Genomic DNA, 26,240 nt, shown 5'->3' with positions numbered 1-26,240 from the left:
TAGCTACCCGGATGTTATCCTCCGCATGCTGTCTGTCTTGGTCAATAAATGCAGCAAACGAATTCAGCGAAGCCACTAATTGCATTTCCTGAGTAATCCTACGCATTATTCATCAATTCTTAGTTTTTTAACCAAGACTATCGCGCGTTAATAAAATAAGTAAAAACATAAATATTTCCACTCAAGCGGAACAAAGTCATCAGTTAGATGTGGGCCCATCTAACAAAAGGTCATGCTTTTTCCTATGCTCAGCTTTATTTTTTACTTCTGCCGGTTTATAATCGATTCTCATTGAGCCTGCAAGTTTTCTCCAAAAGGATAATGACTGGCTATTAATAATAGTATAGTCTATTGATGATAGTATAAAGGCGGATTTACCCTGCTTCAATTTTACCATAGAAAGGCCCCCCACTTTATCTAAATGTTCGTAAAGCACAATTTGTGCACATTTACGGTTTTCATCTACGCCGTTAAAAAGCGCCCAGTCCGTAAAGGCGGGTTTAAATATGGGCTCAATAGATGCCGGGTTTTTAATGCTAAAAGTATATTTTACTATTGCGTTGTCACCTTCCATTTCGGAAAAGTATAAGGTTCGCGCGTTGAAATATTTTCCGACCTCACTTTGCTTATATTCACTTAAGGCGGTTGAACTAAAAGGCTGACAATTAATTCCTAACGACAATATGCTGCTTGCATTGCTTAGCCCAATGCTGTCCCTGGCAATAATCCAGGTTGTTTTTTTGTCATCCTCTGAACTTATCATCTCGCCGATATTCTTCTCTTTGGTTGATCTGCTCACTGTACTGGCATCTATTATTGTAAATGGGGATTTCTTCTTCGTCGAATATTTTATTCCGATACTATCCAAAAGCCTGGCAACATTCCCAGCAGGATCACCAATCAGGTAAACTTCCTTGTACAGGGGCTGGGGAAGCTTAGGTAAAGCTGAGGTTGTATCCTGATTGTGATCCCATTTAGAAGGCTTAGATTGATCATTTGCAAGCGCGTCTTTCATTGCGTTAAACATCGGAAGAGGTTTGTATAATGGTAATTTCGGGTCTAGTCCGGGATTGAAAGTCGTTACGTATGGTGGTATGCGTTCAAATTGATAACCGGGTTGTCCTTCTTTATAATCCTGTCCGGGGAAAATTCCATCTTTGATATTAGGTAACCTTGTGTAATCATGGTAGCCAAGGTTGAGGTGCTCAATACCAAACCAACATATCTCTGAAGGAGAAAACCAGGATAATAACGGCTTAGCCATTTTAACTACATTTTGATAAAGATCAATTGCAAGGGCCTCATTTCGATTGTAATATGTGCCATATGCTTTCAAGCCAACGAAGGGGTAAAGTTCTTTAGGTTTTCCATAATAGGTTGCCCCGGATTCACCGACGACAAGGGGTTTGTCAATATCTGGTAGCTGGTTGAGATTTAAGCCATGCCCAAAGTGTTTACTCCATACCGGAAGTGAGCCATCCATGTCACGGTCGCCATCAGAGGTTACAAATTGTCTCGTGGGGTCAATTAATCTTGGTCGCTTTCCTAATTCGATAATTCTTTCATCCCATTTTTTTGAAACGTCCGCTTTTGGCTTATTTAAAAGTGCTATCGCAAATAATTCATTACCTATACTCCAACCGATTACCGAGGGGTGATTTCGATCACGTAATATCAGTTTGTCAACCTGGTCACCAGCTCTTTTCCACGTTATGTTTTCCTCAAAATTAAGCCGGATTGAACTGCCGAATAAGGCAGTTTCGTCAAGTACCATTAAACCCATTTCATCAGCAAGGTCATAATAAACTCGTGGCCAGGGCTGTGCGTGGGGGCGAACTGAATTTCCACCTACATCCTTAATCATTTTATACCAGGCCCAGGCAAACCTGCGTGAACATATATATGGTCCGAAGGGATGCTGTAAATCTCCAAAGCATTGGATCTTTTCTTTATTCAAATAGAAGTCTTTACCCTTGATAGTGAAGCTTCGCCAGCCAAACCTTTCAGTTTTAATGTCATTTTTTTTCCCGTTAACAGTAATGTCAAATATTGCGGTGTAAAGATTAGGTTCTTTTGGGCTCCAATATTTCAGTCTTTTATCAACTGTAGTACTTAACGTTATTTTTTTTGTTGCTCCTGCTTCCACTAAAACAGCCTGCCTATCCAAAGTAATGGCTGACTTGCCAAGATCCCACTTGATCTCAGCAGAAGCGATATTATCCGTTTTAGCTTGGTTTACCCATTCCTTAATTTGACCATTAATGTTTAATAATTGTTTTTTTGAACTGTGATTAATTAATTCTACCTCAAATTCCAGTTTATCTTTGTCAACATCGGGTTTTGCAAAAATATTGCTGATTCTAATAGGTGGTAACGCCTCGATAAAAACATCCTGCCAGATGCCAATTAGATTATCGGTAGTTGAACCTGGTGGATAAGTAGCCTGCATGTATTCATATTTCTCATTACTGATGTCAAACAGCTTCCGGTCCCTTATTCCAACCATGATGGTATTTTCTACTCCATTTTTTACCAGGGAACTGATATCAATTTCAAATGGTAAATAGTTGTCGAAATTTTTACCAGCCTCATGACCATTGATAAGTACAACCGCATCGCCTGCGATAGCCTCAAAATGTATGATAATTTCTTTACCAGACCAGGTTAATGGAAGATTGAATGTTTTTTTCAACCATGCCATTTTTACATTTTCCCAACTCTCCGGATAAGATGGGTAGTATATTGATCCCGGTGAAAAAGGCAATCTTGTTCCTTTACCAACCTTGCTACCTGCGCCCCATGTGTTAACATTCCATGGCGACGGTATTTTTATTTTAATGCTTTCCCACTTATTGTTTTCGGGGAGCGGTAGTTCAGGTGGTACTCCTTTTCCTTTTTTCCAACTCTCAGGAACCGCTATGGGCTGAAAATCCCATTTTCCGTTAATACAGATTTCGTCTCTGTAAGGCTTTTCCTGTGTTTTTATTAAGCCTTCAGAGGGTGACAAATTGCCGTTGTATTTTATTCCCTGCGAAAACGCATAATTGATATTTAGAAGGAGTATCAATAAAACCAGCGATACTCTTTTATTCAACAAATAATTTGCCATGTGAATTGGGTTTGTTTAATTAATTAGGGGGATTACTGATGCGAAGTTGGATGATTCCATGTAAAAGGAATTGTGCCCTTGATCATTTTCGCCCCATCTCCGGTTAATCGCAAATAGAAGTCTGCTGAACATGGAACACCGTCCGCGTCAAGAGTTAGAAAATATTGATTGGTAGGAATCATCGAGGCATTTTCTGCTGCTTTGGCAATAGCAGTTCCTTCATCAAATTCATCAAACATAGCCACGTATACATTTGGGATGTTCTTGGTTTTGATTTGAGCAAACTGTCTCCACATGAAATCTCCATGCCTGCGGGGAAAGTCGTTTTTGAAACCTCCATTCCAGTTTGACCAAGCAAATCCAGGAAAGACAACTGGCTGAAAATCAATTTCATATTGTTTACAAACAACGTTGTCATTATAAAGAGTGTTGGAATAATTATCTATTTCAATATCATATTTATATGAACCAACCGTCCACGGCGATATCATGTTTGCAGTAATATAGGCTGGGAAATTGGTAGTATCTGTCCGCCAATTATTTGGGGTTCCTATAATTACATAGCAACCTTTTAATTTAAACCAGCTGATAACATCTTTATAAGCATCTACACTACCTGGTCTGCCGTTACTTCCAATACCCCAGATGCATACTACGGGTTTACCATTTTGTTTTGCATACGCTGATGATGCGGTTACATTCAATGTTCCGGTAATGGTATTGGTCCAATCAATTTTAATAGCCGTCTGGAAGTTATCCCAGCCAGATATGTCGTACATGACGTAAAACTTTAGTTCAGTGTTTTCAGCTGCACTTTTAACCTTGGTTAATACACCATCCCGCTGAGCTTTAAACACCGGATCAGTGAGTTCAGATCCAAAGCGTTGAATGGCAGCGCAATCTATACCATATTGTTTCATCCAACTAAAATGAGTGTTCACAACCTGGCTATCATACGCTGAATATAATTTAGCGGGTTTGCCGTTACCTAGTGCGGAATAACCGGTTTGGTATGTATTAGTAAATTCCCGAGTATCAGGCCAAATTTCGAAAGTTTGATGGCCTGGTGATGGCGGGGTTGCTCCATTACCTCCCCAGTGAATCCACCTGTTAACAGGAGAGTTGTCTCCTGAACAAACAAACCATCCCTGATAACCAACAACTACCTTCCCTACAACATCACTGATTGGTAATTGTGGAATTACAGGCGCCTTTGTTGTGTCGACAGGTTCTTCTACAACCATCTTCTTTGAACAGGAAGACATGATCAAAATTAGTGAAAACATGCAGGTGGATGTTAACAAACAAAACGAGCACCGTGTAATTAATTTGCTTAATATTTTCATAAGTAACTTTTAAGTTTCTTTTAATTTTATCAGTTTTCTAACTTTGTTTTTCAAGGAAATATTCTGGTTGATATGTGGTTTGTACTGAAGTTTTTCAAATACCGCTTTGCTATGTGTTTTAAGTGTGTTTCCTAGGGGCCGAGCGCTAGCAGACACGAAGCAGATACGAAGCAGACACGAAGCCGAGACATAGCAGAGGCAACTAGTAATGAACCATTGAGGCTGTTCTTTGTAGCCCTGAAATAGGGAAATGTAGTAGTATTTAGTAGCATAATTAGAAGCAGCATTGGTTGATTGCTAAAACGAACCTACAATATTGATTTTAAACAAAGGCAGGTTTTACACCTAAAATAGGTTATGTGCACACTTAAATTGGTAAGTGTGCACATAAATCATTAAGTCTACACTTAAATGTTGACTGCGCAGTTAAGAATTTAAGTGTTTAATCTCAGCGATATGTTTATTATAACAATAAATCCTATGTTTTCTAAGTGCTATTTTGCGGATATTGTTAGTAGAGTATCACCGGGCCCAATAATCCTGATGCACCTAATGCTGAATCTTTTCCCGGCCCGGAAATACTCCATGTTTTACGCTTTTCGGCTGATTGCCCGGCATCAAAAACCAGTCGGTTAAACCAGGTACTGGTAACTTTAACTTCCAGCGTATTTTTTCCTTGCTTTATGAAAGCCTTTAAATCTGCGCAATAAGGTGGCGCCCATAGTCTCCTAACTTCCTTTCCATTTAAAAATACCGTGGCAGCCATATCTACTTTTCCCAGGTCCAATATATATGTCCGCTCTGATGTTGTTTTCGCAATATTAAATGTCGTAGTATAGCTTGCCGTCCCAGAAAATGCTTTGCCCTCTACTGAAATGTCAAGGTCCTTCCAAGCTTTTAAATCTTTTAATTGCAACGACGCCGGTGCTCCCCAACCTTCAGGGAAGGAAAGGTTCCAGTCTGCTGACAATGGAATCGAGACATTAGTTCCAGAAATCTTTGATCTCAACAACGAAGCTTTGCTACCTTCTCTCCGGAATACAATAAAGCAAGATCCTGATTTTGGTAAATCGAGTTTGACTTTTGAATATTCTCCCTGCTGTATGCGCTCAACCGGATGAGAAGTCCCGGTAACCGGATCCCAAAGTTCGGCAACTCCTGTAGCGTGAAAGCTAAGCTCACTGTTAAATCCCTTACCCTCTGGAGCCGTCACGAAATACCAATCAGCACCTTCCACACGGCGGGGTGACCATAACGCATCGGAGCCCAGAACATCAGGTTTTATTTTTAATGCGATCATCGCCTGATCTATCGTTAAGCCCGATACAACGTAACCCTTCCCCACCTTCCGCAAACCTTTTACTGCAACTCCCCAGATGTCTTTCACCGCTTTATTAAAACGTTCCTTTGCCGCATCAGCCCCTGATAGCGTCGATAGGTCGATAGGTGCCTCGCCCAGAATCGTTGCGCCACTTCGAACCAACAAACGTATTTTCTCTAAAGTTTCAGGGCGCATATATGGCGAGTCAGGTAACCATAAGAATCGGTATTGTATACCTTCTGGCGTTACAAGCATCCCATTTTCGACCTTAATCCTATTCAGCAATACATCAGGGTTGCAATAGTCGTATTTATATCCCTTAGGAAATGGAGCATTTTGATCTGGTTTGTGGTTAAGTTCATCGCCAAGATACCAGAGCACATCAGAAACTGGCTTTCCGCGTTCAAGAAGATAGGTGCAGCGCGCCAGGTAAGTTGTAAAATCCGGCATATACTGCCACCAGGTTTGTCCTCTTAAAAATGGCGTGCCTATTCCCGCTCCAAATGAGGTGCCTGGAGCCACAAAAGGAGTCTGTGGATTATGTGTGTAAGTGTGAAATACATAATGACTTACGCCCTCTACACTATTTATATTAGCGACCTCTTTGAGCATTTCTAAATGCTCATCCCAAGTGAGTGCCATTGAGGTAAACGCTTCAGCTGCAACGCGTGGTTTTCCATACATCCTTGCAGCTGATGCAGTCGGCTTTATTGGTTTAAAGTTTAACGAACCCACAAATCCAGAACTTAGTGGTTGCCAGAACTCGCACATTGGTACGTCTGCATGTTTAAAGTATTCTAATATATCTCCTGGAACAACATCTCCCATAGCGGTCTCGTATGCAACGGAAAGTCCGTTTTCTTTTGCGAGCGTTGCCATCCGGCTGTAGTAGTTGTTACTCAGCAAATCGTTCAACGTTTTCCGCCAGTCGGTCAAAAACCGCGAGGTGGTTTCGTGGTCTTTTATCACGTAACCAAATAGTGCAGGAAGCCATTTTCGAAGAGAATAATTGGAAACCCGGTTAAATTCCAATTCCATTTCCTGGGTCCAGCTTTGCGTGTGACATTCCCAGCTGTCGATAAGCATCCCGTTCAGGAGTCCTTGTGCCAACGGGCCATTCTCAGCGGAAAGCCTTCCAATGTAGCCTGCAAAATGTGCATCTGCTCCAGATTTAGAAAGTTTGTTTGCCTCCCATCCGGTTCCTTCAGCAGGAGCGGGACCATTTTGCTTGCCAGCATTAACGTGTCCCAGTCGTAGGATTGTCCAGTTTCCCTTTGGGGCAAGCCAGTTCAGTTTGCCAGCTTTATCCATACTCCTGGAGATATCTATGATCTGTTCAGGAGTAATAAAAGCCTCCGGTGATTGCTTGGGATGTTCCCCGCTGCGCTGGATACTTCTTAAAGTCCAGGCTGCTTCGGATTCCCAGCTGTTCTTTCGGGCAGCGGAAAACATGCGTATCGAACTGAGAGTCATATTGTACTTGTTGAAGATGGATACACGGTATTTTTTTACCCCTGAAAGTTCTGAGCAGGCTAATGTTATCGGCTGATCATCCTGCCAGTTGGCCTGCGGCATTTCTGCTTTCAGGATATCTTTAACCGTTCCATCCAGAAGAATGCCCTGAACTAATATGGTTACGCCTGGATCATAAGACTGACCATGGTTGAAAGCTTGCACGCTAGAGAACTCAAGGCTGCGGACTGCAACTGCATCTGAGAATTCAACCTCCACCCAATGTGGTTTATTGAATTCAGCAGGAGCCAAGCGCATCGGCTCTTTTCCCAGTCCTTGAAAGTAAGGGCTCCAACTAAAACTCGTGTTGGTTTTTATTGATTTTGGTATTAGCGGCTTTCCGGTATCTCCCACTGGTGTGGGAAAGGCGAGTACGGTCACGTCTTTATAATCTCTCCATTTTTCTTTGTTGGGATCTGGCAGAGGCAGAACGCGAGCGATCAATCTTCCGCCCAGTACGTCAGTCCGGTTCCATATAAGGTTTCGCATTGCATTTTCGGGTGTGATCCATGGACCTCCGGATGTTGCCCAACCCGGACAGTTGTTCATAGAAAACCTTAATCCAAGTCGCCTTGCCTCTAAAGCAGTATGCTTAACAGCATCGTCCCAGTTTGCGCTAAGACTCGTTATCTGCGGCTGGACTCCTGGCCACTCCCCACCAAATTGACCGTGAAACAACTGAATTCCTGAGAAACCGGCCTTGGCGATTGCTTCCAGATCACGGGTAATTCCCTCTTTAGAAACGTTGCCTCCAATAAAATGAAACCAGGTCTCAGGACGGTAGATTTTGGTTGGGCTAAGAAAAGATATTTCATCCGACTTACTAAATGGACGCTGTAGTTCCTGTTTTGTTGGCACGATAGGAACCTTTGGTAGTTGAGCTAATGCAGATAGGCAGGAAAGACCCCATAAAAGGATTCCTAGAAATAAAGTTTTTGTATGATAGTTACAATTCACTACGGCGTATACATTTGGTTAAATCAAAATCAATATCACCAATATAATTTATATCGCCATCCTGCACTGTCGGTTTAGCGTTTTAACTAAAACAAAAAAAGCTGTAGTCAATAACGGGTACCCGGTGGTGAGGTTAAAAAGGTAGGATGAATATTGCATGGCCTAATTATAAAAAATAATTTCTACTTTTAATTTAATGATGCCGTATGCATTGTTTTACTAACTCAATAAAAAACTAATGAAGAATACAAGATTGTTTGCTATTCCTGTAATCGCCACGGCTTTTTTTAGTCTGGCATCTTGCAGTACCAAGGATTCCTCTGACTTACACTCAGGGATCAGTCTTAAGAACATGGACACAACTGTAAACCCTGGAAACAACTTTACACAATACGTAAATGGAACTTGGGTTAAAAACACCAAGCTTCCTGCGGATAAATCATCCTACGGTGCTGGCTCAATTGTGAACGATGAAGCCCAGGAAAACGTCAAGGCGATCATTGAGAATGCTGCCAAGTTAGGCGGGAAAGAAGGATCTGAAGAGCAAAAGATAGGAGACTTTTATGAATCTTATATGAATATGAAGGTTCGGGATTCAATAGGCTTAGCGCCATTAAATGCCGAGTTCAAAAAAATTGATGCCATTAACTCTCCAAAAGATTTTGTCGATTATCTGGGCTACGCGAATAGGGTAGGTTTGAAAATACCTTTCAATGTAAGTGTAACTGAAGATTTTAAGGATCCTAAGAATTATATGTTGTTAACCTGGCAGGGTGGACTTGGTCTCCCGGATCGCGAATACTATTTTTTGAAGGATGCCAAATCAGTGGAAACCAGGGCTAAATATTTAGCCCATATTGAAAATATGTTGCAGCTGGCTGGGGTTTCAGATGCAAAAGCGAAAGCTGCCAAAATACTTGCGCTGGAGACAGCATTAGCCGGCAAGCATATGAAGAAAGAAGATACCAGAAACATTGCTGGCTTGTATAATAAATATGCCATCAAGGATTTGAGTAAACTGACTCCCGATTTTGATTGGAACACCTTCTTATCGGCTGCAGGGATCAAAGGGCAGGATAGTCTTGTTGTTACTCAGGTTGCTTACACTAAAGATCTCAATGCGATTTTAAAAAACACGCCATTGGATGTTTGGAAAGATTACTTCAAATGGGGAGCTGTAACCGGTGCTTCCACCTTGCTCACAACAACCTTAGATAAGGCTAATTTTGACTTCTATTCTAAGACCCTATACGGAGTTCAGCAGCAAAAACCTCAATGGCGCAGAGCTGTTGACATGGTGAATGCTAACCTTGGCGAAATGGTAGGTAAGCTTTACGTCGAAAAGCACTTCTCGCCAGCAGCCAAGGAGAGAATGTTGAAGCTAGTGAATAATCTACTAAAGGCTTATGAAACGAGTATCAAAGCCCTTGATTGGATGAGCCCCGAAACTAAGAAACAGGCACTTATTAAAATTTCTAAGTTTACTCCTAAAATCGGATATCCTGATACCTGGAGAGACTATGGCGCCTTAAAGGTAAAAAAGAATGACCTTTATGGGAATTCTTTACGCGCTACTGAATTCGAATATAATAGGACCATCAATAAACTAGGTAAGCCAGTAGATAGAAAGGAGTGGGGCATGACTCCACAAACAGTAAATGCCTATTACAATCCAACAATGAACGAGATCGTATTTCCTGCAGCAATTCTACAGCCACCCTACTTTGACATGGAAGCAGAAGACGCAGTTAATTATGGCGGTATTGGTGCAGTTATAGGTCACGAGATCGGCCACGGTTTCGATGATCAGGGGGCTACATTTGATGGCGATGGAGTGTTGAGAAACTGGTGGACACCAAAGGATCTTACCGAATTTAAAAAGAAAACGAATGCATTGGTAGCTCAATATAATAGTTTCCAGGTATTTCCTGATTTAGCTGTGAATGGAACATTTACTTTAGGAGAGAATATCGGAGATCTAGGTGGCTTAAGTATCGCTATGAAAGCTTATAAGACCAGCCTTGATGGTAAAGTTGCTCCGGTGATGGATGGTTTCACGGGCGAACAACGGGTTCTAATAGGCTGGGCTCAGGCCTGGTTAAATAAGGCAAATGAACAGGCGCTGAGAAATCAGGTTGGGACAGATCCTCACTCACCCGCTAAGTTCAGGGTGAATGGTGTTGTAAGAAACGTTCCTGAATTCTATGAGGCATTTAAAGTTAAGCCCGGAGACTCTTTATATCTAGCTCCAAAAGACAGAGTTAAGATCTGGTAAATATAAAGAGGCCCCGCTGTTGTACTAATATCGGGGCCTCTTTCTGTCATAGTACTAGCTGTTTATATAGCTTTCCAACTGTGATATGGTCTGTTTCTGATCTGCAATAATGAACTTCACCAGATCCCCAATCGAAACCATTCCAAGCAACACTCCCTCTGCCATAACAGGCAAATGCCTGATGTGCTTATCTGTCATTATCTTCATACACAAGTCAATTGAATCCTTAGGTAAGACGGTAATTGGATCGGCAGTCATCACTTCTTTGATCGGTGTTTCTGCAGATGATTTGCCACGCAGAATGATTTTTCGGGCATAGTCTCTTTCTGTAAAGATGCCAGTAAGTAAGTTGTTCTCTATAATTAGAAGAGCGCTAATATTACGTTCCATCATGTATTGGAGTCCCGATAATACTGTTGAATCTTCAGTAACTGAGAATATTTGCGACGGCTTCGCATCTAGTATTTGTTGTACTGTTTTCATAAGGGTTTAACATTTAGCTAATTGAATATACCTAAATATTCCTACTCCAGCAATTCTAATATTTCCTCTACATACTTTCTATCATTCGCTAACCTTGGTACTTTATGCTGCCCTCCAAGCTTGCCTTTTTGTTTCAACCAGTTGTAAAAGGTATTAAAGGGTGCATTGTGGACTTTGGGCCTCCTAAGGGCAAGATCTTTGAAGCGTTTAGCGTCGTAGTCAGAATTTACTTCTCGTAGGGTATGGTCGAGTACATCCACAAACTTTTCGAAGTCGTTCGGTTGCTGATCAAATTCGATAATCCATTCATGGCCGCCAACGTCTTCACCTTTGAAATATATTGGGCAGGCGGTGTAATCTTTAAACACTGCACCTGTCGCGTTACAAGCTGCACAAATAGCCTGCTCTGCATTGTCTATTATAACTTCCTCTCCAAATGCATTGATAAAATGCTTTGTCCTTCCGGTAATCCGTATTCTGTATGGCGATAGGCTGGTAAACTGTACAGTATCACCAATCATGTAGCGCCATAAACCTCCATTTGTTGAAATGATAATTGCGTAATTTTTATCAAGCTCGACCTGATCAAGAGCCAAGGTATCGGGATTCGCGTCATCCAGCTTTTCAATAGGCAGAAATTCATAGTAGACTCCGTAGTCCAGCATTAGGAGCATTTCATCAGAATCTATCTCATCCTGAATGCCGAAGAATCCTTCAGAAGCATTATATGTTTCCAGGTAATACATCTTGCTGCAAGGAATCAACTCTTTGAACTGCTCTCTGTATGGTTTAAAGTTCACTGCTCCATGGGTGTAAAGCTCTAGATTTGGCCATACTTCCAATAAATTGTTTTTACCAGTTATTTCCAATACCTTTTTAGCAAGAACGATCGTCCAGGTAGGGACACCTGCAATGCTGGTTACGTTCTCTTTAATGGTGGCTTCAGCCATTTTCTCCATCTTAGTTTCGTAGTCGTCCATCAAAGCAATAGAAATATTAGGTGTGCGATAATACTCTGCCCACATCGGAAGATTTTTAATCAATACTGCAGAAAGATCTCCATAATACGAATCTTCATTGAGTTGATTAATCTGGTGGCTACCGCCAAGTACCAGTCCCTTGCCTGTTAATATTTGATTTTCCGGCCTGTTATTGCAAAATATCGAAAGCAGATCCTTACCGCCTTTGAAATGGCACTCCTTTAAAGACTCTTCAGAAACTGGGATGAACTTACTTCGGTCACTTGTTGTTCCGGACGACTTAGCAAACCATTTGATCTCAGATGGCCAAAGGATATTTTGCTCACCATTAAGCATGCGCTCAATGTATGGTTTTAGCGTATCATAGTTCTGGATGGGTACCCGTTCCTTAAATTGCCTTGGGTTTTCAATGGTGCGGTACTCAAATTTTTCTCCCCATTCTGTATCCTGTGCACAGGAAATTAGCTTATGGAACCATTCTTCCTGCACGTCATGGGGATATTTCATAAACAGCTCGATCTGGTGAACGCGCTTTTTCATATACCATGTAAAAATCGAATTTACAATTGCCATAAGGGATTAAATCAGGTTATAGTGTTTTACTGCGCAGTATGAAGTTGGATCCTAGGTATACGCGTCTTACCATTTCATTGGCAGCTAAAACTTCCGGGGTTCCGGATTCAAGAATTTTACCTTCAAAAAGTAAGTAGGCTCTATCGGTAATTGACAGCGTCTCCTGTACGTTGTGGTCGGTAATTAAAATGCCTATATTTTTTTGTTTGAGTTTGTAGACAATGGTCTGAATTTCCTCCACTGCGATCGGATCGACACCAGCGAAAGGCTCATCCAAGAGAATGAAGTTCGGGCTGGCGGCCAATGCTCTGGCAATTTCTGTTCGCCTTCTTTCACCACCAGACAATAGATCGCCCCGGTTTTTTCTGACCTTGTGCAAACTGAATTCATTAATCAGCTCATCAAGTTTTTCATGACGTTCTTCTTTGCCCATCTTGGTCATCTCAAGAATCGCCATGATGTTATCCTCAACAGATAGCTTACGAAACACAGACGCTTCCTGTGCTAAATAACCAATTCCCTTTTGCGCCCGTCGGTACATCGCATCTGAAGTTATGTCTTCATCATCAAGAAATATTGTGCCTTCATTGGGCTTAATCAAGCCCACAATCATGTAGAACGATGTTGTTTTACCTGCGCCATTGGGGCCAAGAAGTCCAACAATTTCTCCTTGACTCACAGAAAAAGAAACGTCATTCACTACGGTTCGTTGCTTGTATTTCTTAATCAGGTTATCAGCTCTTAATATCATTTGGCGTATTAATTATCTAGTTCTATTGCTTTAATGTTCAACTGTAAACTGTGTTGATCTCTCCACACATTTTCTTCCACTGTATAACAAACAGTGAAAGAACGATTTGGTTGCAAAAGCTTTTCGTACTCCGCCAAGCCAAAACCAATGCAACCAAAACTACTCGAATTTAATTGCTTTAAACTAAATTTAAGATGTTTTTCGCTAAGAACACGCGGACTTCCCACAAGCATAACGTTCTGAGTTACGAATATTGGTGCATTATTGTGAGGCCCGAAAGGAGCCATTTGAGCTATAATGCGTTGAAATTTGGCGGTGATTTGGCTTAAGGCAATTTCAGTGTCTATTTTTATTTCCGGGCAAAGCAAGTCTTCTGTGATAGTCGCTGAGACTATTGCTTCAAACCGCTCAGTAAACGCTTCGATATTTTCGGGTTTCATTGTAAGGCCTGCGGCAAACTTATGTCCGCCAAACTGTACCATAAGGTCCTGACATCCTAACAACGCTTTGTACAGATCGAACCCTGCGACAGACCTTGCAGAACCAGTTAGTAAACCGTTAGATTCTGTCAATACAATGGTAGGCCTGTAATACTTTTCGGTTAACCGCGAAGCTACAATACCGATGACCCCTTTATTCCATTTCTGGTTAAATACAACAGTTGTTTTTTTGCTTATCAAAATATTACACTCATCTATGAGTGCCAGGGCTTCAGCTGTGATGGTTTGATCAGAGGTTTTGCGGTCGGAGTTTTGAAGGTTAATAAACTCACTTTGTTCCATTGCCGCGCTATCTTCATCACAAATTAGCATCTTCACGGCCTCATTTCCATGATCCATTCTTCCTGCAGCATTTATGCGTGGCGCCAAGGTAAAAACGACGTCGGTTAATGTATATACTTTTGATTTGCCGGATATATCCATCAATGCTTTCAGTCCTTTGCAGGGCGATGAATTAAGTTTGATTAGCCCATAGTAGGCAAGTATCCTGTTTTCGTCTTCGATGGGAACTATGTCTGCGGCGATGCTTACCATCACCAGATCAATATATTGTTCATATTCTGAAACGGAAAGCTTGTGGGTCATGCAAAAGGCTTGAGCTAACTTAAAGCCAATTCCACATCCTGCAAGTTCTTTAAAGGGGTACATGCAATCCGGGCGTTTTGGGTCTAAAACCGCTATAGCTGGGGGCAGTTCATCGCCGGGCAAGTGGTGGTCACAAATTATAAAATCTATGCCCAAAGTATTCGCATATTCGACCTTGTCAACAGATTTTATCCCACAGTCCAGTGCAATGATCAAGGTATAACCGTTGGCGAAAGCATAGTCAATCCCAATTTTTGAAATCCCATAGCCTTCTTTATGCCTGTCGGGAATATAGTATTGGATGTTTTCTGTATGTTTCCGAAAGAAACTATAAGTAAGCGCAACTGCGGTAGTCCCATCTACATCATAATCTCCATATATGAGAATCCTTTCTGCAGTATTGATGGCTTCATCTATTCTTGAAATCGCTTTATCCATATCCTTCATTAAAAATGGATCATGAAGCTTAGCCATCTGCGGGCGGAAAAAATCTTTTGCCTGATCAAATTTTTCAATACCTCTTTGAACCAAAACCTGCGCTAAACTTTTATCGATATTCAACTCCTTCGCAAGTGTAATTACAGCTTCTTCGTTACATTCTGCTGTCTGCACCCATCTTTTCTTCATTATCATTTGGCCGTTTGTTCATGCAGGATCTTTATCTTTGCATTGATATCGTAAATATATCATTTATTCTTTTTTTCTCACTAACAAGTACGCCATTGCAAGTTTTCACTTTATTCGAGGGTTCCTATTCTGTAGATGCTTCCAAGAGATTTGTTCCTTTTGATCCAACCATACACAGTGCTAAAGAACGACCAGCTTCTCTTTTTATTCATGTGCAACCTTTTTTAGTCGAATTAAATGGCTCTCTGTTACTTTTTGATACTGGACTCGGTTATAATAATGAAGAGGGCGAACTTATTCTTCATGAGAACATTAGAAGGGCAGGCTTCAATCCTGATGATATTGATATGGTACTGATGTCTCATCTTCATTTCGATCATTCGGGTGGGATGGTGAGATATATTGATCGTAAAATGGAGCTTAGCTTTCCTCATGCAACCTACGTCATCCAGCAAGGCGAATGGGAGAGTGCTTTTACAAGTTCCTCATCTTCTTATAGAACAGAAATTTTTGATTTTCTACAGCGTAATGCACAACTACATTTTATAGAAGGATCAGGACAACTTACGCAGGAGATAAGTTATGAGTTGACGGGTGCGCACACCCCGTTTCACCAGGTTTTTCTGTTAAATGATGGCAAAGACAAAGTTTTTTTCGGTGGAGATGTGTTGCCTGAACCCGAAGAACTGATCAAGAAATTTATAGCGAAGTACGATTATGACGGACGTAAAGCAATGGAGCTGAGGGAACAGTTTGGTGCCAGAGCAGCCGTAGCGCATTGGAATTGTTTATTTTATCATGGCAAAAGTAAAACCACCGGATTTGTAGCGTTAAATAACGGGCAATTTAAAATAGTGTAAATTACGGAGTAACCACCTTAAGAAGTTCGCTAAGCCTTTCGATAGATAAAGGTTTTGAGATAAAACCCTTAATAGTCTTATAAGTTTTCGCTTTCTCTATGTCGTTTTCATAAACCGAAGAGGAAAGCATGTACATATCGGACTTTAGTTTTGAATCTAATTCATCATATGCCTTGAGGAATTCCCAGCCATTTAGAACAGGCATATTAATATCTATCAGCATTAAATCAGGAAATTTTTCAGGATCATCCTTGAGGGTCGCCAAATAGTCTATTGCTAACTGACCATTATTTTTAGAGACCATTTCCACATTATATCCGGTTTTCGCTACAATCTTTTTAATAATGAAGATGTTAATATCATCATCATCGATCACTAGCAGGTTAATTTTTGAAGCCATCATAAAGTTAGTACAAAAGGGATATCTTGAATGTCTAAGATATAAAAATTCTTAACAAGTCTTTAAACTGTAAGTTTATTTTAATACAGAAAAGGCCACTATCTTGGGATAGCGGCCTTTTCATGCTGATTTTATAATTATTTTTTAGCAACAAGTTTAATTGCTAGTTCAAACTCATCATAAATCATTTTGTCGCCAACATCTGGAAACATACCTTTTGATCTGAATTTGATGCCGTATTTAGTTCTGTCAACGATAATTTTATCCGCAGTTGCAGTTACTGAACCATCTGAATTCCAAACTACTGAAGCCGGGAATGAAACTGAACTCGTGATGCCTTTGATTGTTAGATCACCAGTAACAGTAACGTTATTCCCTTTTCCGGGATTTACTTTTCTAACTGTAAAAGTTGATGTAGCAAATTTATCTACGCCGAAGAAATCGTCAGCTTTTAAATGGCCTTCCAGTTTGTCACTTTTGTCAGCATCTTTAATGGTAGTCATATTTATTACGAAATTACCGCCACTAAGTTTTTTGCCTTCAAAGAGAAGGTTTCCAGATTGCAGAGCGATGCTACCATTGTGGCTCCCTGTGAGTTTTTTGCCTACCCAGGTTAATGATGATTTTTCTGCGTCAACTTTGTAGATAACCGCTTTAAAGGGAGCAATAAATGCCGATGAAACTACTAAAAAAAGTAGAGCCGCTGATGTTAATTTTAATTTCATTGTCTATTTTTATGTTAAGATTTATGCAAAAGTTTCACTTTCTGAGTAGCTTTCAATCGGCGGACAGGCACAGATCAATGACCTGTCACCAAATGAATCATTTACTCTTCCTACTGCCGGCCAGAATTTATAAGCTGCAACATAGGGAAGCGGGAATGCTGCTGTCTTTCTGCTGTAAGAATGACTCCATTCGTCTCCTGTAACAATAGACGCAGTATGCGGTGCATTTTTTAATGGATTGTCTACTTTATCAAGTGCGCCTGTTTCGACTTCGGTAATCTCATTTCTAATTGCAATTAAAGCATCGCAGAAACGGTCAAGTTCATGTTTGGGCTCGCTTTCTGTTGGCTCAACCATTAAAGTTCCCGCAACCGGGAAAGAAACTGTCGGCGCATGGAACCCATAATCCATCAAACGTTTTGCAATGTCTACGACTTCGATGCCGTAACTTTTGAAGGCACGACAGTCAAGGATCATTTCATGAGCACAACGGCCATTAGCTCCAGAATACAGAACCGGATAATAAGCTTCTAAGCGGGCTTTCATGTAATTTGCGTTTAGAATTGCATACCTAGTGGCGTCGGTCAATCCTTCTCCACCCATCAGCGCAATATACGCATGGGAAATAATTAATATAGACGCTGATCCCCATGGAGCGGAAGATACCGCATGAATAGATTTTTTATTGTTGATATCGACAACTGCATGACCAGGAAGGTATTGTACAAGGTGTTTCGCAACGCCAATCGGACCCATGCCCGGACCGCCACCACCATGTGGAATGCAAAATGTTTTATGCAGGTTAAGGTGGCAAACATCTGCCCCGATAGCAGCCGGACTTGTAAGCCCAACTTGAGCATTCATGTTCGCACCGTCCATGTAAACTTGTCCGCCATTCTCATGAATGATAGTACAGATATCGATGATGCTTTCCTCAAACACACCATGCGTTGAAGGGTAAGTCACCATTAAACAAGAAAGATTCTCGGCATGTAATTCTGCTTTAGCATTTAAATCTTCTACATCAATGTTTCCATTTTCAAGGGATTTCACAACCACGATCTTCATTCCGGCCATCGCTGCTGAAGCAGGGTTTGTTCCATGGGCAGATGAAGGGATCAAAGCAATGTTACGGTGGTGATCTCCACGATCCTGGTGATAAGCTCTGATTACCATTAATCCTGTGTACTCGCCTTGTGCACCAGCATTCGGTTGTAAACTCATTGCGGCAAATCCAGTGATTTCGCTCAACCATTTATCCAGTTCATTGAACACCGTGTAGTAGCCAGAAACCTGATCAGCTGGGGCAAAGGGATGGATTTTTCCAAACTCAGGCCACGTTACGGGAATCATTTCAGTAGTGGCATTCAACTTCATGGTACATGACCCTAAAGCGATCATCGAGTGACATAACGAAAGATCTTTTGACTCTAACGATTTAATATAACGCAACATTTCATGCTCAGAATGGTGCGTATTAAATACAGGGTGGGTCAGGTATTCAGAAGTACGCTGTAGCGATTCTGGGATAACCGTTACGATGTTGCCTTCAAAAACTTCAGCTGCATTGGCGGCTATTGCTTTAACCTTTGAAAATATTTTAGTTAACAACTTAACATCTTCGAATGAAGTAGTTTCGTCCAATGCGATGGTCACGATTGAACCATTATAATGCAGGTTAATCTCGTTGTCAATACATTCTCTCTTGATCGAGTCTACGAGATCATGTAGATCTAGTTGAATGGTGTCAAAATAAGCTTTGTTCAATACGTTGTAGCCAGCGTTCTTTAGCGATTCAGCTAATGTTATGGTTAGGCCATGAGTACGCTCCGCAATTAGTTTCAGACCTTTTGGTCCATGATATGCCGCATAAAAGCCAGCCATGATCGCTAACAGTGCTTGTGCTGTACAAATGTTAGAAGTCGCCTTATCTCTACGGATGTGCTGTTCCCTCGTTTGTAAAGCCATGCGCAAAGCATAGTTATTATTACTGTCTATGGTAACTCCGATTATACGTCCTGGGATCGAACGTTTGTACTCGTCCTTAGTTGCAAAAAAAGCAGCATGCGGTCCGCCGAATCCCATTGGTATGCCAAAACGTTGACTAGTACCAACTACAATATCAGCTCCCCACTCTCCCGGAGGAGTCAATAATGTTAAGCTCAAAAGATCTGCAACTACCGTAACTTTTACATTCTTTTCATGTGCTTGTTGTGCAAAAGCAGTGTAGTCATATACTTCACCGTTTCCTGCCGGATATTGAACAATGGCGCCGAAGAATTCATCATGCAAGCCGAATGTCAGGTGATCGCCAATAACAAGTTCAATCCCGAAAGGATTCGCTCTTGTTTTTAGAATATCAACGGTCTGTGGAAATAACAATCTGGAAACAAAAAACTTCTTGGCCGACTGGTTTTTACGCAGGCTGTATTGCATGAACATTGCTTCAGCGGCTGCGGTACCTTCATCAAGAAGGGATGCATTTGCAATTTCCATTCCTGTTAAGTCAATAACTGCAGTCTGGAAATTTAGCAAGGCCTGCAAACGACCCTGCGCGATTTCTGCCTGGTAAGGCGTATATTGTGTATACCATCCCGGGTTTTCCATCACATTTCGAAGTATTACGCCGGGAGTTATCGTATCATAGTAACCTTGTCCGATATAAGATTTAAATACTTTATTTAAGGATGCAGTCTGTTTTAGCGTAGTTAAATAATCTTTCTCAGATTTGGCTTTTGGCAAATTTAATGGCTGTTTCAATCTGATTTTCTGGGGAACAGTTTGTTCAATTAGTTCCTCGACAGAACTAACGCCCAGAACGGCAAGCATTGCATCTCTATCTTCAGCCTTTGGCGCAATGTGACGATCTTTAAAGTCTTCTTGGTAATGAATATTTAAGCTCATGAATTCTTAGAATAAAAGTTGCGCAAAGTTAATAAAAATGCGCCTATTTATGGTCAAGAATTCCATGTTTCAGTAACATGTTTGGTGTATAGTTTTAATGCTTCAATTGCCTCAAATACATTTGAATGGTGTTTTCTAAGCCAAGGTAAAGCGCATCGCTGATCAGTGCATGTCCAATGCTTACTTCCAGTAGTCCGGGGATGCTTTCTGAGAAGTATTTTAAGTTGTGTAAATCTAAATCATGACCTGCATTGATTCCTAAGCCAATCTCATTAGCCTTGTGCGCTGCTGCCACATAAGATACTATTGCTTTCTCTCTATTATTATAATAATTGTGAGCATATGCTTCTGTATAAAGCTCAATTCTATCTGTGCCACTTTCTGCTGCAGCATCGATCATGTCAACAATAGGATCGATGAAAATGGAAACCCTGATGGCTTCGGATTGGAATATCGAAACCATTTCTTTCAGGTAGGTTTTGTGCTTGATCGTATCCCATCCGTGATTGGAAGTGATTTGTCCTTCTGTATCGGGAACCAGAGTTACCTGTGCTGGTCTATTCGCCAGAACGAGCTTAACAAATTTCTGTTCTCTGCAATTTCCTTCAATGTTGAATTCAGTGGAGATAGAAGCCATTAAATCATAGGTGTCCTGATACCTGATGTGACGTTCATCTGGTCTTGGATGAACGGTGATACCTTCTGCACCAAATCGTTCACAATCTAACGCCACCTTTACGAGATCAGGATTATTTCCTCCGCGACTGTTGCGAAGGGTCGCTATTTTGTTGATGTTTACAGAAAGCTTTGCCATAAAACAAATATAAGATTTGTTTTAACAGTAAATAAGGGTTATGGTTTGTTTAAAGGTTACTGGATGTAATAAAAAAGGATGATACTGTTTGGTATCATCCTTTTAATAAAATTGACGTTCTGTCTTTGTTGTATTACCTAGTATCTGTATGCTTCCGGTTTAAAGGGACCTTCAACAGCTACACCGATGTAATCGGCTTGATTTTGATCCAATACGTCAAGTTCAACACCAATTTTAGCAAGGTGTAAACGGGCAACTTTCTCATCTAAATATTTTGGAAGAACATAAACTTTATTGTCATATTTATCTGGATTAGTCCAAAGCTCTAATTGTGCTAAAGTCTGGTTAGTGAAAGATGCAGACATTACGAAACTTGGGTGACCAGTTGCGCAACCTAAATTAACCAAACGGCCTTCCGCTAATAAAATGATGTCTTTACCGTCGATTGTGTACTTATCAACTTGTGGTTTGATTTCTACTTTGGTATTTCCATAGTTTGAGTTTAACCAGGCTACATCAATCTCATTGTCGAAGTGACCAATATTACAAACGATAGCTTTATCTTTCATTACTTTGAAGTGTTCTGCGCGAACGATGTTGCAGTTACCAGTTGTGGTAACGATGATATCAGCTTCTAAAACAGCTGTAGCAAATTTCTTAACTTCATAACCTTCCATTGCAGCTTGCAATGCACAGATCGGATCAATTTCGGAAACGATAACACGTACACCTTGTGAGCTTAAAGATTCTGCAGAACCTTTACCAACATCACCATAACCGGCAACTACAGCAACTTTACCGGCCATCATGATGTCTGTAGCACGACGAATCGCATCCACTAATGACTCACGGCAACCGTATTTGTTGTCGAACTTAGATTTAGTAACTGAATCATTTACGTTGATTGCGGGTAAGTGCAATGTTCCGTTTTTCATACGCTCATACAGACGGTGAACACCTGTAGTAGTTTCTTCGGAAAGACCTTTGATGTTTGCGATCAGCTCAGGGAATTTATCGAAAACCATGTTAGTCAAATCACCACCATCGTCTAAGATCATGTTCAACGGCTGATGATCTGCACCAAAGTGTAAAGTCTGCTCGATACACCAGTCAAAGCTTTCCTCATCTAAGCCTTTCCAGGCATAAACCTGAATACCTGCAGCAGCGATAGCAGCAGCAGCGTGATCTTGTGTGGAGAAAATATTGCATGACGACCAGGTAACTTCTGCGCCCAGGGCAACCAAAGTTTCAATTAAAACTGCAGTTTGGATGGTCATGTGAAGGCAGCCAGCAATGCGTGCTCCTTTTAATGGTTGTGACGGACCGAATTCCTCACGAAGCGACATTAGCCCCGGCATTTCTGCTTCTGCTAAACCAATCTCTTTGCGGCCCCATTCTGCCAGTGAAATGTCCTTAACTTTGTAAGGAACGTAAGTTGTCTCTACTGATGACATATTTTTTATGATTAATTGTTTGGCAAAAGTAGGGATTACTTTGACCAATTTCAAAAGTTGGCAGCTAAAGTAAATCCTTTGGTGTTTATGCATCATGCTGATAATGTGGAAGATAATAAATTTGAGATGATATTTTATTTGTCAACTAATTGTATAATTTAGTAACGAATAAAATACGCAGTTCCCTCATGTCTCTGTTCGTCACATTTCTTGGGTTAATAAACTGGCTGGAAGCGCATTTACTTTCATGTCCATTCAAGGGTCATACTGGCCTTGATTGTCCAGGTTGTGGCTTTCAGCGCTCGGTTATTGCATTGGTCAAAGGTGATCTAAACCATTCTTTCCAGCTTTACCCTGCTTCCATGCCAATCATCGCATTGGTGCTATTTGTTCCTGCTCATCTAAAGTTTGATTTTAAACATGGGGCATTCCTTATCAAAATTGCCTACGCGCTTATTGCACTGATCATTCTACTTAACTATTCATATAAAATATTCACCCATAATTTAAATTAACCTTATGTCAGAAAATCAAGTACCTGGTCAAGAACCAGAATTCACACATAACCTTAAGCCATCGGACTTTTCACAGCAAGTACCGCCAGTCACCCCATATGGACAATTTGGGCAAATGTCACTGCCAAATAGCACCCCTGTTTTGGTTTTAGGCATCCTGGCAATATTGTCTTGCTGCTGCTATGGTGTACCTGGACTTATTTTGGGTATCATTGGTCTTGTTCTCGGGAACAAGGATTTGACCTTATACAAAAGCAATCCGGACGCGTATACCGAAAGTTCTTATAAAAACTCAAAAGCGGGGAGAATTTGCTCCATTATTGCTTTGATATTAAGCGTGCTATATGTTCTGTTTATAGTGGCAATCGTAATGTTTTTCGGATTTGCTGCTTTGCAGGATCCACAACACATGAAAGAAGTACTCGAAGGAATGAGGAACCAGTAAAAGGTTCTTACGATCTGATCATCGTAATTTTAAGGTAAAAACTGTAATAGGGCATGTATAATGCTTTGATACTGTTCTTTAGGGCTGTACCTTTATGCATTCAAAAAGAGATAATCAAAATTTAATAATATGTATCCAGAATATTTAGTTGAACCGATGCGTGCAGAATTGACAAAAGTTGGTTTTGAAGAGATGAAAACCGCTGCTGATGTTGACAATGCGATTGGTGCCGAAGGAACCGTTTTTGTCGTCGTTAATTCAGTTTGTGGTTGTGCGGCGGCTAATGCTCGTCCTGCAGCGAGATTAGCAGCAGCTAATGATAAACATCCTGATAAATTAATAACTGTTTTCGCTGGTATGGAAAAGGAGGCAGTTGATAGAGCAAGAGGTTACATGATGCCTTTTCCGCCATCATCACCCGCAATGGCTTTATTTAAAGATGGCAAACTTGTTCACATGATCGAGCGTCATCAAATTGAAGGTCGCCCGGCTCAAATGATCGCAGATAGTCTAGTTGGTGCTTTTGATCAGTACTGCTAATAAAATGCTTTAACCAAAAGGCCGCTGTAACGAATATGTATCAGCGGCTTTTTATTTGCACTATTTTTCTCCTGCGGTGAAATGTAGTACTTTTCGGTAAAGCTCATCTGGAAGAAAGGGCTTAACCACAAAGTCATCAATACCAGCATCTTTCACTTGCTGAGCAATTTCATTAGGAAGATTAGCGGTTAGTGCTATTATTGGAATATTGATTCCTCTGGAACGCATATTTCTAGTTGCCTCATAGCCATCCATGATAGGCATATGCAAATCGATTAGTACGAGTTTATGGATCTTTGGGTTGACCATGTTAAGCCCTTCAAGTCCATTATGTGCCACATCAATGGTTGCTCCCCATCTTTCCAGATATTTTTGCGCGACAAGTACATTCATCAGGTTGTCTTCAACAAGTAAAATATGAATCCCGGTTAGCGGTTTATCAGCCTCGTCAGGTAGTGCTTCAATATTCTGCCTTCCAACTTTTTTTGTGCTTTTTTCAAAAATCTGAATAAAGTAGAATGTGGAGCCACTGCCTTCCTGACTGATTAATTTAAGGGAAGATTTTTGCAATTCCAGGATTTTTTTTGAAATAGCTAAACCTAAACCAGTGCCCCCAAAACCTCTTGACGTTGACGAATCTGCTTGGGTGAAACGTTCAAATATGATTTTTTGTTTGTCTTCCGAGATTCCGATACCGGTATCCTTAACGTAAATATTAAGCGTGGCTGTTCTTTCATTCTGGTTGGCCACCTCAATCCCTACCTGCACCTGGCCTTTTTGGGTGAACTTGATGGCGTTGTGTACCAGATTGGTAATTACCTGGGTAGTCCTGGTGGGATCCCCAAGCAGTTTATTGTTCAGTGCATCATCCACACTAAGGTTTAGGCTGATTCCTTTATCTGTCGCGGAACCCTGCAGACCGCTAACAATATTTCTGACAATGGAGGCGATATCCATTTCAATATGCTCAAAAGTAACTTTTCCGGCTTCGATTTTAGTGTAGTCCAGGATATCATTTACAATTGACAATAGGTTGTTTGCTGAAAACAGCATAACATCCAGATATTCTATTTGGTCCTTTCTCGGATTGTCCTTTAAAAGTAGGTGGCTCATTCCAATTACAGCGTTAAGTGGTGTTCTGATTTCGTGACTCATGGTGCTCAAAAACTCACTTTTCACTAACAGACCCTCCTCTGCTTGTGTTGTCGCCAACTTTAGGGCAAATGATACACGGTGAGACAGAATCAACGATTGCATGAAGAAGAAGAACATATAGCAGAAGAATGTCGCCAGCTGCCAGTCACAAATGATCATCCAATAGCGAAGCAATGTAAGGAGGAATGCAAACATTAATGCAAGCGAGCTCAATAAGGCATAAATAGCTCCCGGGCGCTTGTTAATGAATGCCGAAACATAGACATAAGGAACATAAAAAACACAGAACACCATCACGACTAGAAATGGGTTGATCAATTGTGTGAAAAATATTGGTGCAATGCATAATGTGGCAAAAGCGAAGGTGAAGCATATGATACTTATAATCTCCACAACATTTTTATTGATGTCTAAAGGGTAGAGGTATTTCGTGTAAAGCGCAAAGACGCCAATGCTCAGGAACAGACTCATATATTCTAAACGCGCAGTTAAAAACCAATCCAGATTCGGGAAAATGGTATGTAGCACATAATTTTCTGAACCAATTATGCGGTAGCTATATATTAAAGAGTATATAGTAAACATCAAAATTGCCTTATCGCGGTTGCCAAGCAAATATAAGCTGATGAAAAACATACTGCCCATAATGAGGCAACCGAAGAGCACATAATCAATGGCTTCAGCACTACGGCGCTGAAATTCTATGTTTACTTTCTTGCCTATTGATGGAGATTTGCTGATGCCGCCTTTACTATGAACAAAATTGGCTATCTGTAACAGGATCTCAAGTTTTTCTGTATACTTGGGAATGTCAACTGCTTTATATTGCCAGTGTGGAACAAAATGATCTGCAGACGTACTTACCTTACCGTTAGCTGCAACTAATTTGCCATTGAAAAATAACGAATATGCAGTATAAGTTTCTGGCATGGCGAACCTAAGCTGTTCACTGTTTTTAGGAAGCAAAATAGTCACTTTATAGGAGGCATAACCAAATGCAGGTAGTTTTCTTTCGAAGGATTTATAATTTGTCCATCTAGTTGGAAACTGCACGTATTGCTGTGTCTTGGTAGTGGAATCCTCCGGGGCAACCAGCATGCTCCAAAAGAATTCCCATCTTCCTTTTATCTCGTAATTATTTTCGAAAGATTCGTTACGCAGGTCGATAATACCATCAGCATCTGGCGGTCGAGCTCCCATTACTTGCGAGTAGGAGGAGCCAACAAACAAGGCGAATGTTAAAAGTAAGGCATTAAAAGTTTTAAAAATCATTATTGCTGGTCCTATCCCTGAGACTCGAATGTAGTTATTCCTCACAAAGTATGAAATAATAAGTCATCTTGGAAATTCATAATAAGAGAATTATTGTTGATAGGATAAAGCCGTCACAAATTCTACGCAAATAAAAC

General features: G+C 40.8%; 18 protein-coding genes. 5 read left to right on the top strand and 13 right to left on the bottom strand.

What is annotated here, in order from left to right:
• Window positions 1-199: 199 nt before the first annotated feature.
• The 3 genes from ACHFIZ_RS01190 to ACHFIZ_RS01180 all read right to left on the bottom strand — a co-directional run bounded on the left by ACHFIZ_RS01190 (window position 200) and on the right by ACHFIZ_RS01180 (window position 8,146).
• Window positions 200-3,109: a glycoside hydrolase family 2 protein gene (locus ACHFIZ_RS01190; protein WP_410882024.1), complete on the bottom strand. Its 2,910-nt coding sequence runs from the start codon at window positions 3,107-3,109 to the stop codon at window positions 200-202.
• 32 nt (window positions 3,110-3,141) lie between these two features.
• Entirely contained in the window at window positions 3,142-4,395 is a 1,254-nt protein-coding gene (locus ACHFIZ_RS01185) for a glycoside hydrolase family 71/99-like protein (RefSeq protein ID WP_410882022.1), read from the bottom strand.
• A 571-nt stretch (window positions 4,396-4,966) separates the two neighbouring features.
• Window positions 4,967-8,146, bottom strand: a complete 3,180-nt coding sequence (locus ACHFIZ_RS01180) for a glycosyl hydrolase (RefSeq protein ID WP_410882020.1) — start codon at window positions 8,144-8,146, stop codon at window positions 4,967-4,969.
• A gap of 337 nt (window positions 8,147-8,483) precedes the next feature.
• Between ACHFIZ_RS01180 and ACHFIZ_RS01175 the strand changes: the two genes are divergently transcribed.
• Entirely contained in the window at window positions 8,484-10,520 is a 2,037-nt protein-coding gene (locus ACHFIZ_RS01175; protein ID WP_410882018.1) for a M13 family metallopeptidase, read from the top strand.
• Between the two features lie 54 nt (window positions 10,521-10,574).
• Here the strand turns inward: ACHFIZ_RS01175 and ACHFIZ_RS01170 are convergent, their stop codons facing one another.
• The 4 genes from ACHFIZ_RS01170 to recJ are packed head-to-tail and all read right to left on the bottom strand — an operon-like array spanning window position 10,575 to window position 15,019.
• On the bottom strand, window positions 10,575-11,003 hold the full coding sequence (locus ACHFIZ_RS01170) for a CBS domain-containing protein (RefSeq protein WP_410882016.1): 429 nt from the start codon (window positions 11,001-11,003) through the stop codon (window positions 10,575-10,577).
• 41 nt (window positions 11,004-11,044) lie between these two features.
• A complete protein-coding gene (locus tag ACHFIZ_RS01165; protein ID WP_410882014.1) occupies window positions 11,045-12,556 on the bottom strand; it encodes a GH3 auxin-responsive promoter family protein in 1,512 nt (503 codons plus the stop codon).
• Between the two features lie 16 nt (window positions 12,557-12,572).
• Complete coding sequence (lptB, locus tag ACHFIZ_RS01160; protein WP_410882012.1) at window positions 12,573-13,307, bottom strand: LPS export ABC transporter ATP-binding protein; 735 nt, start codon at window positions 13,305-13,307, stop codon at window positions 12,573-12,575.
• A gap of 8 nt (window positions 13,308-13,315) precedes the next feature.
• Window positions 13,316-15,019 carry a single-stranded-DNA-specific exonuclease RecJ gene (gene recJ, locus ACHFIZ_RS01155; protein ID WP_410882009.1) on the bottom strand — a complete coding sequence of 568 codons (1,704 nt, stop codon included), beginning with the start codon at window positions 15,017-15,019 and terminating at the stop codon, window positions 13,316-13,318.
• A gap of 95 nt (window positions 15,020-15,114) precedes the next feature.
• On the opposite strand from recJ, the gene ACHFIZ_RS01150 reads away from it, so the two are divergent.
• The gene (locus ACHFIZ_RS01150) at window positions 15,115-15,879 is read left to right on the top strand and encodes an MBL fold metallo-hydrolase (protein WP_410882248.1); all 765 of its coding nucleotides are present in this window, start codon (window positions 15,115-15,117) and stop codon (window positions 15,877-15,879) included.
• Between the two features lies 1 nt (window position 15,880).
• Here the strand turns inward: ACHFIZ_RS01150 and ACHFIZ_RS01145 are convergent, their stop codons facing one another.
• The 5 genes from ACHFIZ_RS01145 to ahcY all read right to left on the bottom strand — a co-directional run bounded on the left by ACHFIZ_RS01145 (window position 15,881) and on the right by ahcY (window position 22,176).
• Window positions 15,881-16,282: a response regulator gene (locus tag ACHFIZ_RS01145; RefSeq protein ID WP_410882008.1), complete on the bottom strand. Its 402-nt coding sequence runs from the start codon at window positions 16,280-16,282 to the stop codon at window positions 15,881-15,883.
• A gap of 134 nt (window positions 16,283-16,416) precedes the next feature.
• A complete protein-coding gene (locus ACHFIZ_RS01140) occupies window positions 16,417-17,004 on the bottom strand; it encodes a YceI family protein (RefSeq protein WP_410882006.1) in 588 nt (195 codons plus the stop codon).
• Between the two features lie 21 nt (window positions 17,005-17,025).
• Window positions 17,026-19,908 carry an aminomethyl-transferring glycine dehydrogenase gene (gcvP, locus tag ACHFIZ_RS01135; RefSeq protein ID WP_410882004.1) on the bottom strand — a complete coding sequence of 961 codons (2,883 nt, stop codon included), beginning with the start codon at window positions 19,906-19,908 and terminating at the stop codon, window positions 17,026-17,028.
• 94 nt (window positions 19,909-20,002) lie between these two features.
• Entirely contained in the window at window positions 20,003-20,722 is a 720-nt protein-coding gene (locus ACHFIZ_RS01130) for a pyridoxine 5'-phosphate synthase (RefSeq protein ID WP_410882002.1), read from the bottom strand.
• Window positions 20,723-20,859: 137 nt separating this feature from the next.
• Window positions 20,860-22,176 (bottom strand): adenosylhomocysteinase, encoded by a 1,317-nt coding sequence (gene ahcY / locus ACHFIZ_RS01125; RefSeq protein WP_410882000.1) that lies wholly within the window; start codon window positions 22,174-22,176, stop codon window positions 20,860-20,862.
• 188 nt (window positions 22,177-22,364) lie between these two features.
• Between ahcY and ACHFIZ_RS01120 the strand changes: the two genes are divergently transcribed.
• The 3 genes from ACHFIZ_RS01120 (at window position 22,365) to ACHFIZ_RS01110 (ending at window position 23,676) form a co-directional block, all read left to right on the top strand.
• Window positions 22,365-22,691 carry a DUF2752 domain-containing protein gene (locus ACHFIZ_RS01120; RefSeq protein ID WP_410881998.1) on the top strand — a complete coding sequence of 109 codons (327 nt, stop codon included), beginning with the start codon at window positions 22,365-22,367 and terminating at the stop codon, window positions 22,689-22,691.
• Between the two features lie 4 nt (window positions 22,692-22,695).
• Entirely contained in the window at window positions 22,696-23,136 is a 441-nt protein-coding gene (locus tag ACHFIZ_RS01115) for a CCC motif membrane protein (RefSeq protein ID WP_410881996.1), read from the top strand.
• A gap of 129 nt (window positions 23,137-23,265) precedes the next feature.
• Window positions 23,266-23,676, top strand: a complete 411-nt coding sequence (locus ACHFIZ_RS01110; RefSeq protein ID WP_410881994.1) for a BrxA/BrxB family bacilliredoxin — start codon at window positions 23,266-23,268, stop codon at window positions 23,674-23,676.
• A gap of 60 nt (window positions 23,677-23,736) precedes the next feature.
• Here ACHFIZ_RS01110 and ACHFIZ_RS01105 read toward each other — a convergent pair whose 3' ends face one another.
• The gene (locus ACHFIZ_RS01105) at window positions 23,737-26,103 is read right to left on the bottom strand and encodes an ATP-binding protein (protein WP_410881992.1); all 2,367 of its coding nucleotides are present in this window, start codon (window positions 26,101-26,103) and stop codon (window positions 23,737-23,739) included.
• Window positions 26,104-26,240 lie beyond the last annotated feature (137 nt).

Origin of the sequence: Pedobacter sp. JCM 36344, assembly GCF_046546555.1 — a bacterium.
Taxonomy (GTDB): Bacteria; Bacteroidota; Bacteroidia; order Sphingobacteriales; family Sphingobacteriaceae; genus Pedobacter.
The sequence above is the reverse complement of the archived record's forward strand: the minus strand, read 5'-3'. Positions and strand labels throughout refer to the sequence as shown.

Excerpts from the sequence above, each read along its gene's own strand:
- ACHFIZ_RS01190 (WP_410882024.1), bottom strand. The coding sequence starts at position 3,109 with ATGGCAAATTATTTGTTGAATAAAAGAGTATCGCTGGTTTTATTGATA.
- ACHFIZ_RS01185 (WP_410882022.1), bottom strand. The coding sequence starts at position 4,395 with ATGTTTTCACTAATTTTGATCATGTCTTCCTGTTCAAAGAAGATGGTT.
- ACHFIZ_RS01175 (WP_410882018.1), top strand. The coding sequence starts at position 8,484 with ATGAAGAATACAAGATTGTTTGCTATTCCTGTAATCGCCACGGCTTTT.
- ACHFIZ_RS01170 (WP_410882016.1), bottom strand. The coding sequence starts at position 11,003 with ATGAAAACAGTACAACAAATACTAGATGCGAAGCCGTCGCAAATATTC.
- ACHFIZ_RS01165 (WP_410882014.1), bottom strand. The coding sequence starts at position 12,556 with ATGGCAATTGTAAATTCGATTTTTACATGGTATATGAAAAAGCGCGTT.
- lptB (WP_410882012.1), bottom strand. The coding sequence starts at position 13,307 with ATGATATTAAGAGCTGATAACCTGATTAAGAAATACAAGCAACGAACC.
- recJ (WP_410882009.1), bottom strand. The coding sequence starts at position 15,019 with ATGAAGAAAAGATGGGTGCAGACAGCAGAATGTAACGAAGAAGCTGTA.
- ACHFIZ_RS01145 (WP_410882008.1), bottom strand. The coding sequence starts at position 16,282 with ATGATGGCTTCAAAAATTAACCTGCTAGTGATCGATGATGATGATATT.
- ACHFIZ_RS01140 (WP_410882006.1), bottom strand. The coding sequence starts at position 17,004 with ATGAAATTAAAATTAACATCAGCGGCTCTACTTTTTTTAGTAGTTTCA.
- gcvP (WP_410882004.1), bottom strand. The coding sequence starts at position 19,908 with ATGAGCTTAAATATTCATTACCAAGAAGACTTTAAAGATCGTCACATT.
- ACHFIZ_RS01130 (WP_410882002.1), bottom strand. The coding sequence starts at position 20,722 with ATGGCAAAGCTTTCTGTAAACATCAACAAAATAGCGACCCTTCGCAAC.
- ahcY (WP_410882000.1), bottom strand. The coding sequence starts at position 22,176 with ATGTCATCAGTAGAGACAACTTACGTTCCTTACAAAGTTAAGGACATT.
- ACHFIZ_RS01120 (WP_410881998.1), top strand. The coding sequence starts at position 22,365 with ATGTCTCTGTTCGTCACATTTCTTGGGTTAATAAACTGGCTGGAAGCG.
- ACHFIZ_RS01115 (WP_410881996.1), top strand. The coding sequence starts at position 22,696 with ATGTCAGAAAATCAAGTACCTGGTCAAGAACCAGAATTCACACATAAC.
- ACHFIZ_RS01110 (WP_410881994.1), top strand. The coding sequence starts at position 23,266 with ATGTATCCAGAATATTTAGTTGAACCGATGCGTGCAGAATTGACAAAA.
- ACHFIZ_RS01105 (WP_410881992.1), bottom strand. The coding sequence starts at position 26,103 with ATGATTTTTAAAACTTTTAATGCCTTACTTTTAACATTCGCCTTGTTT.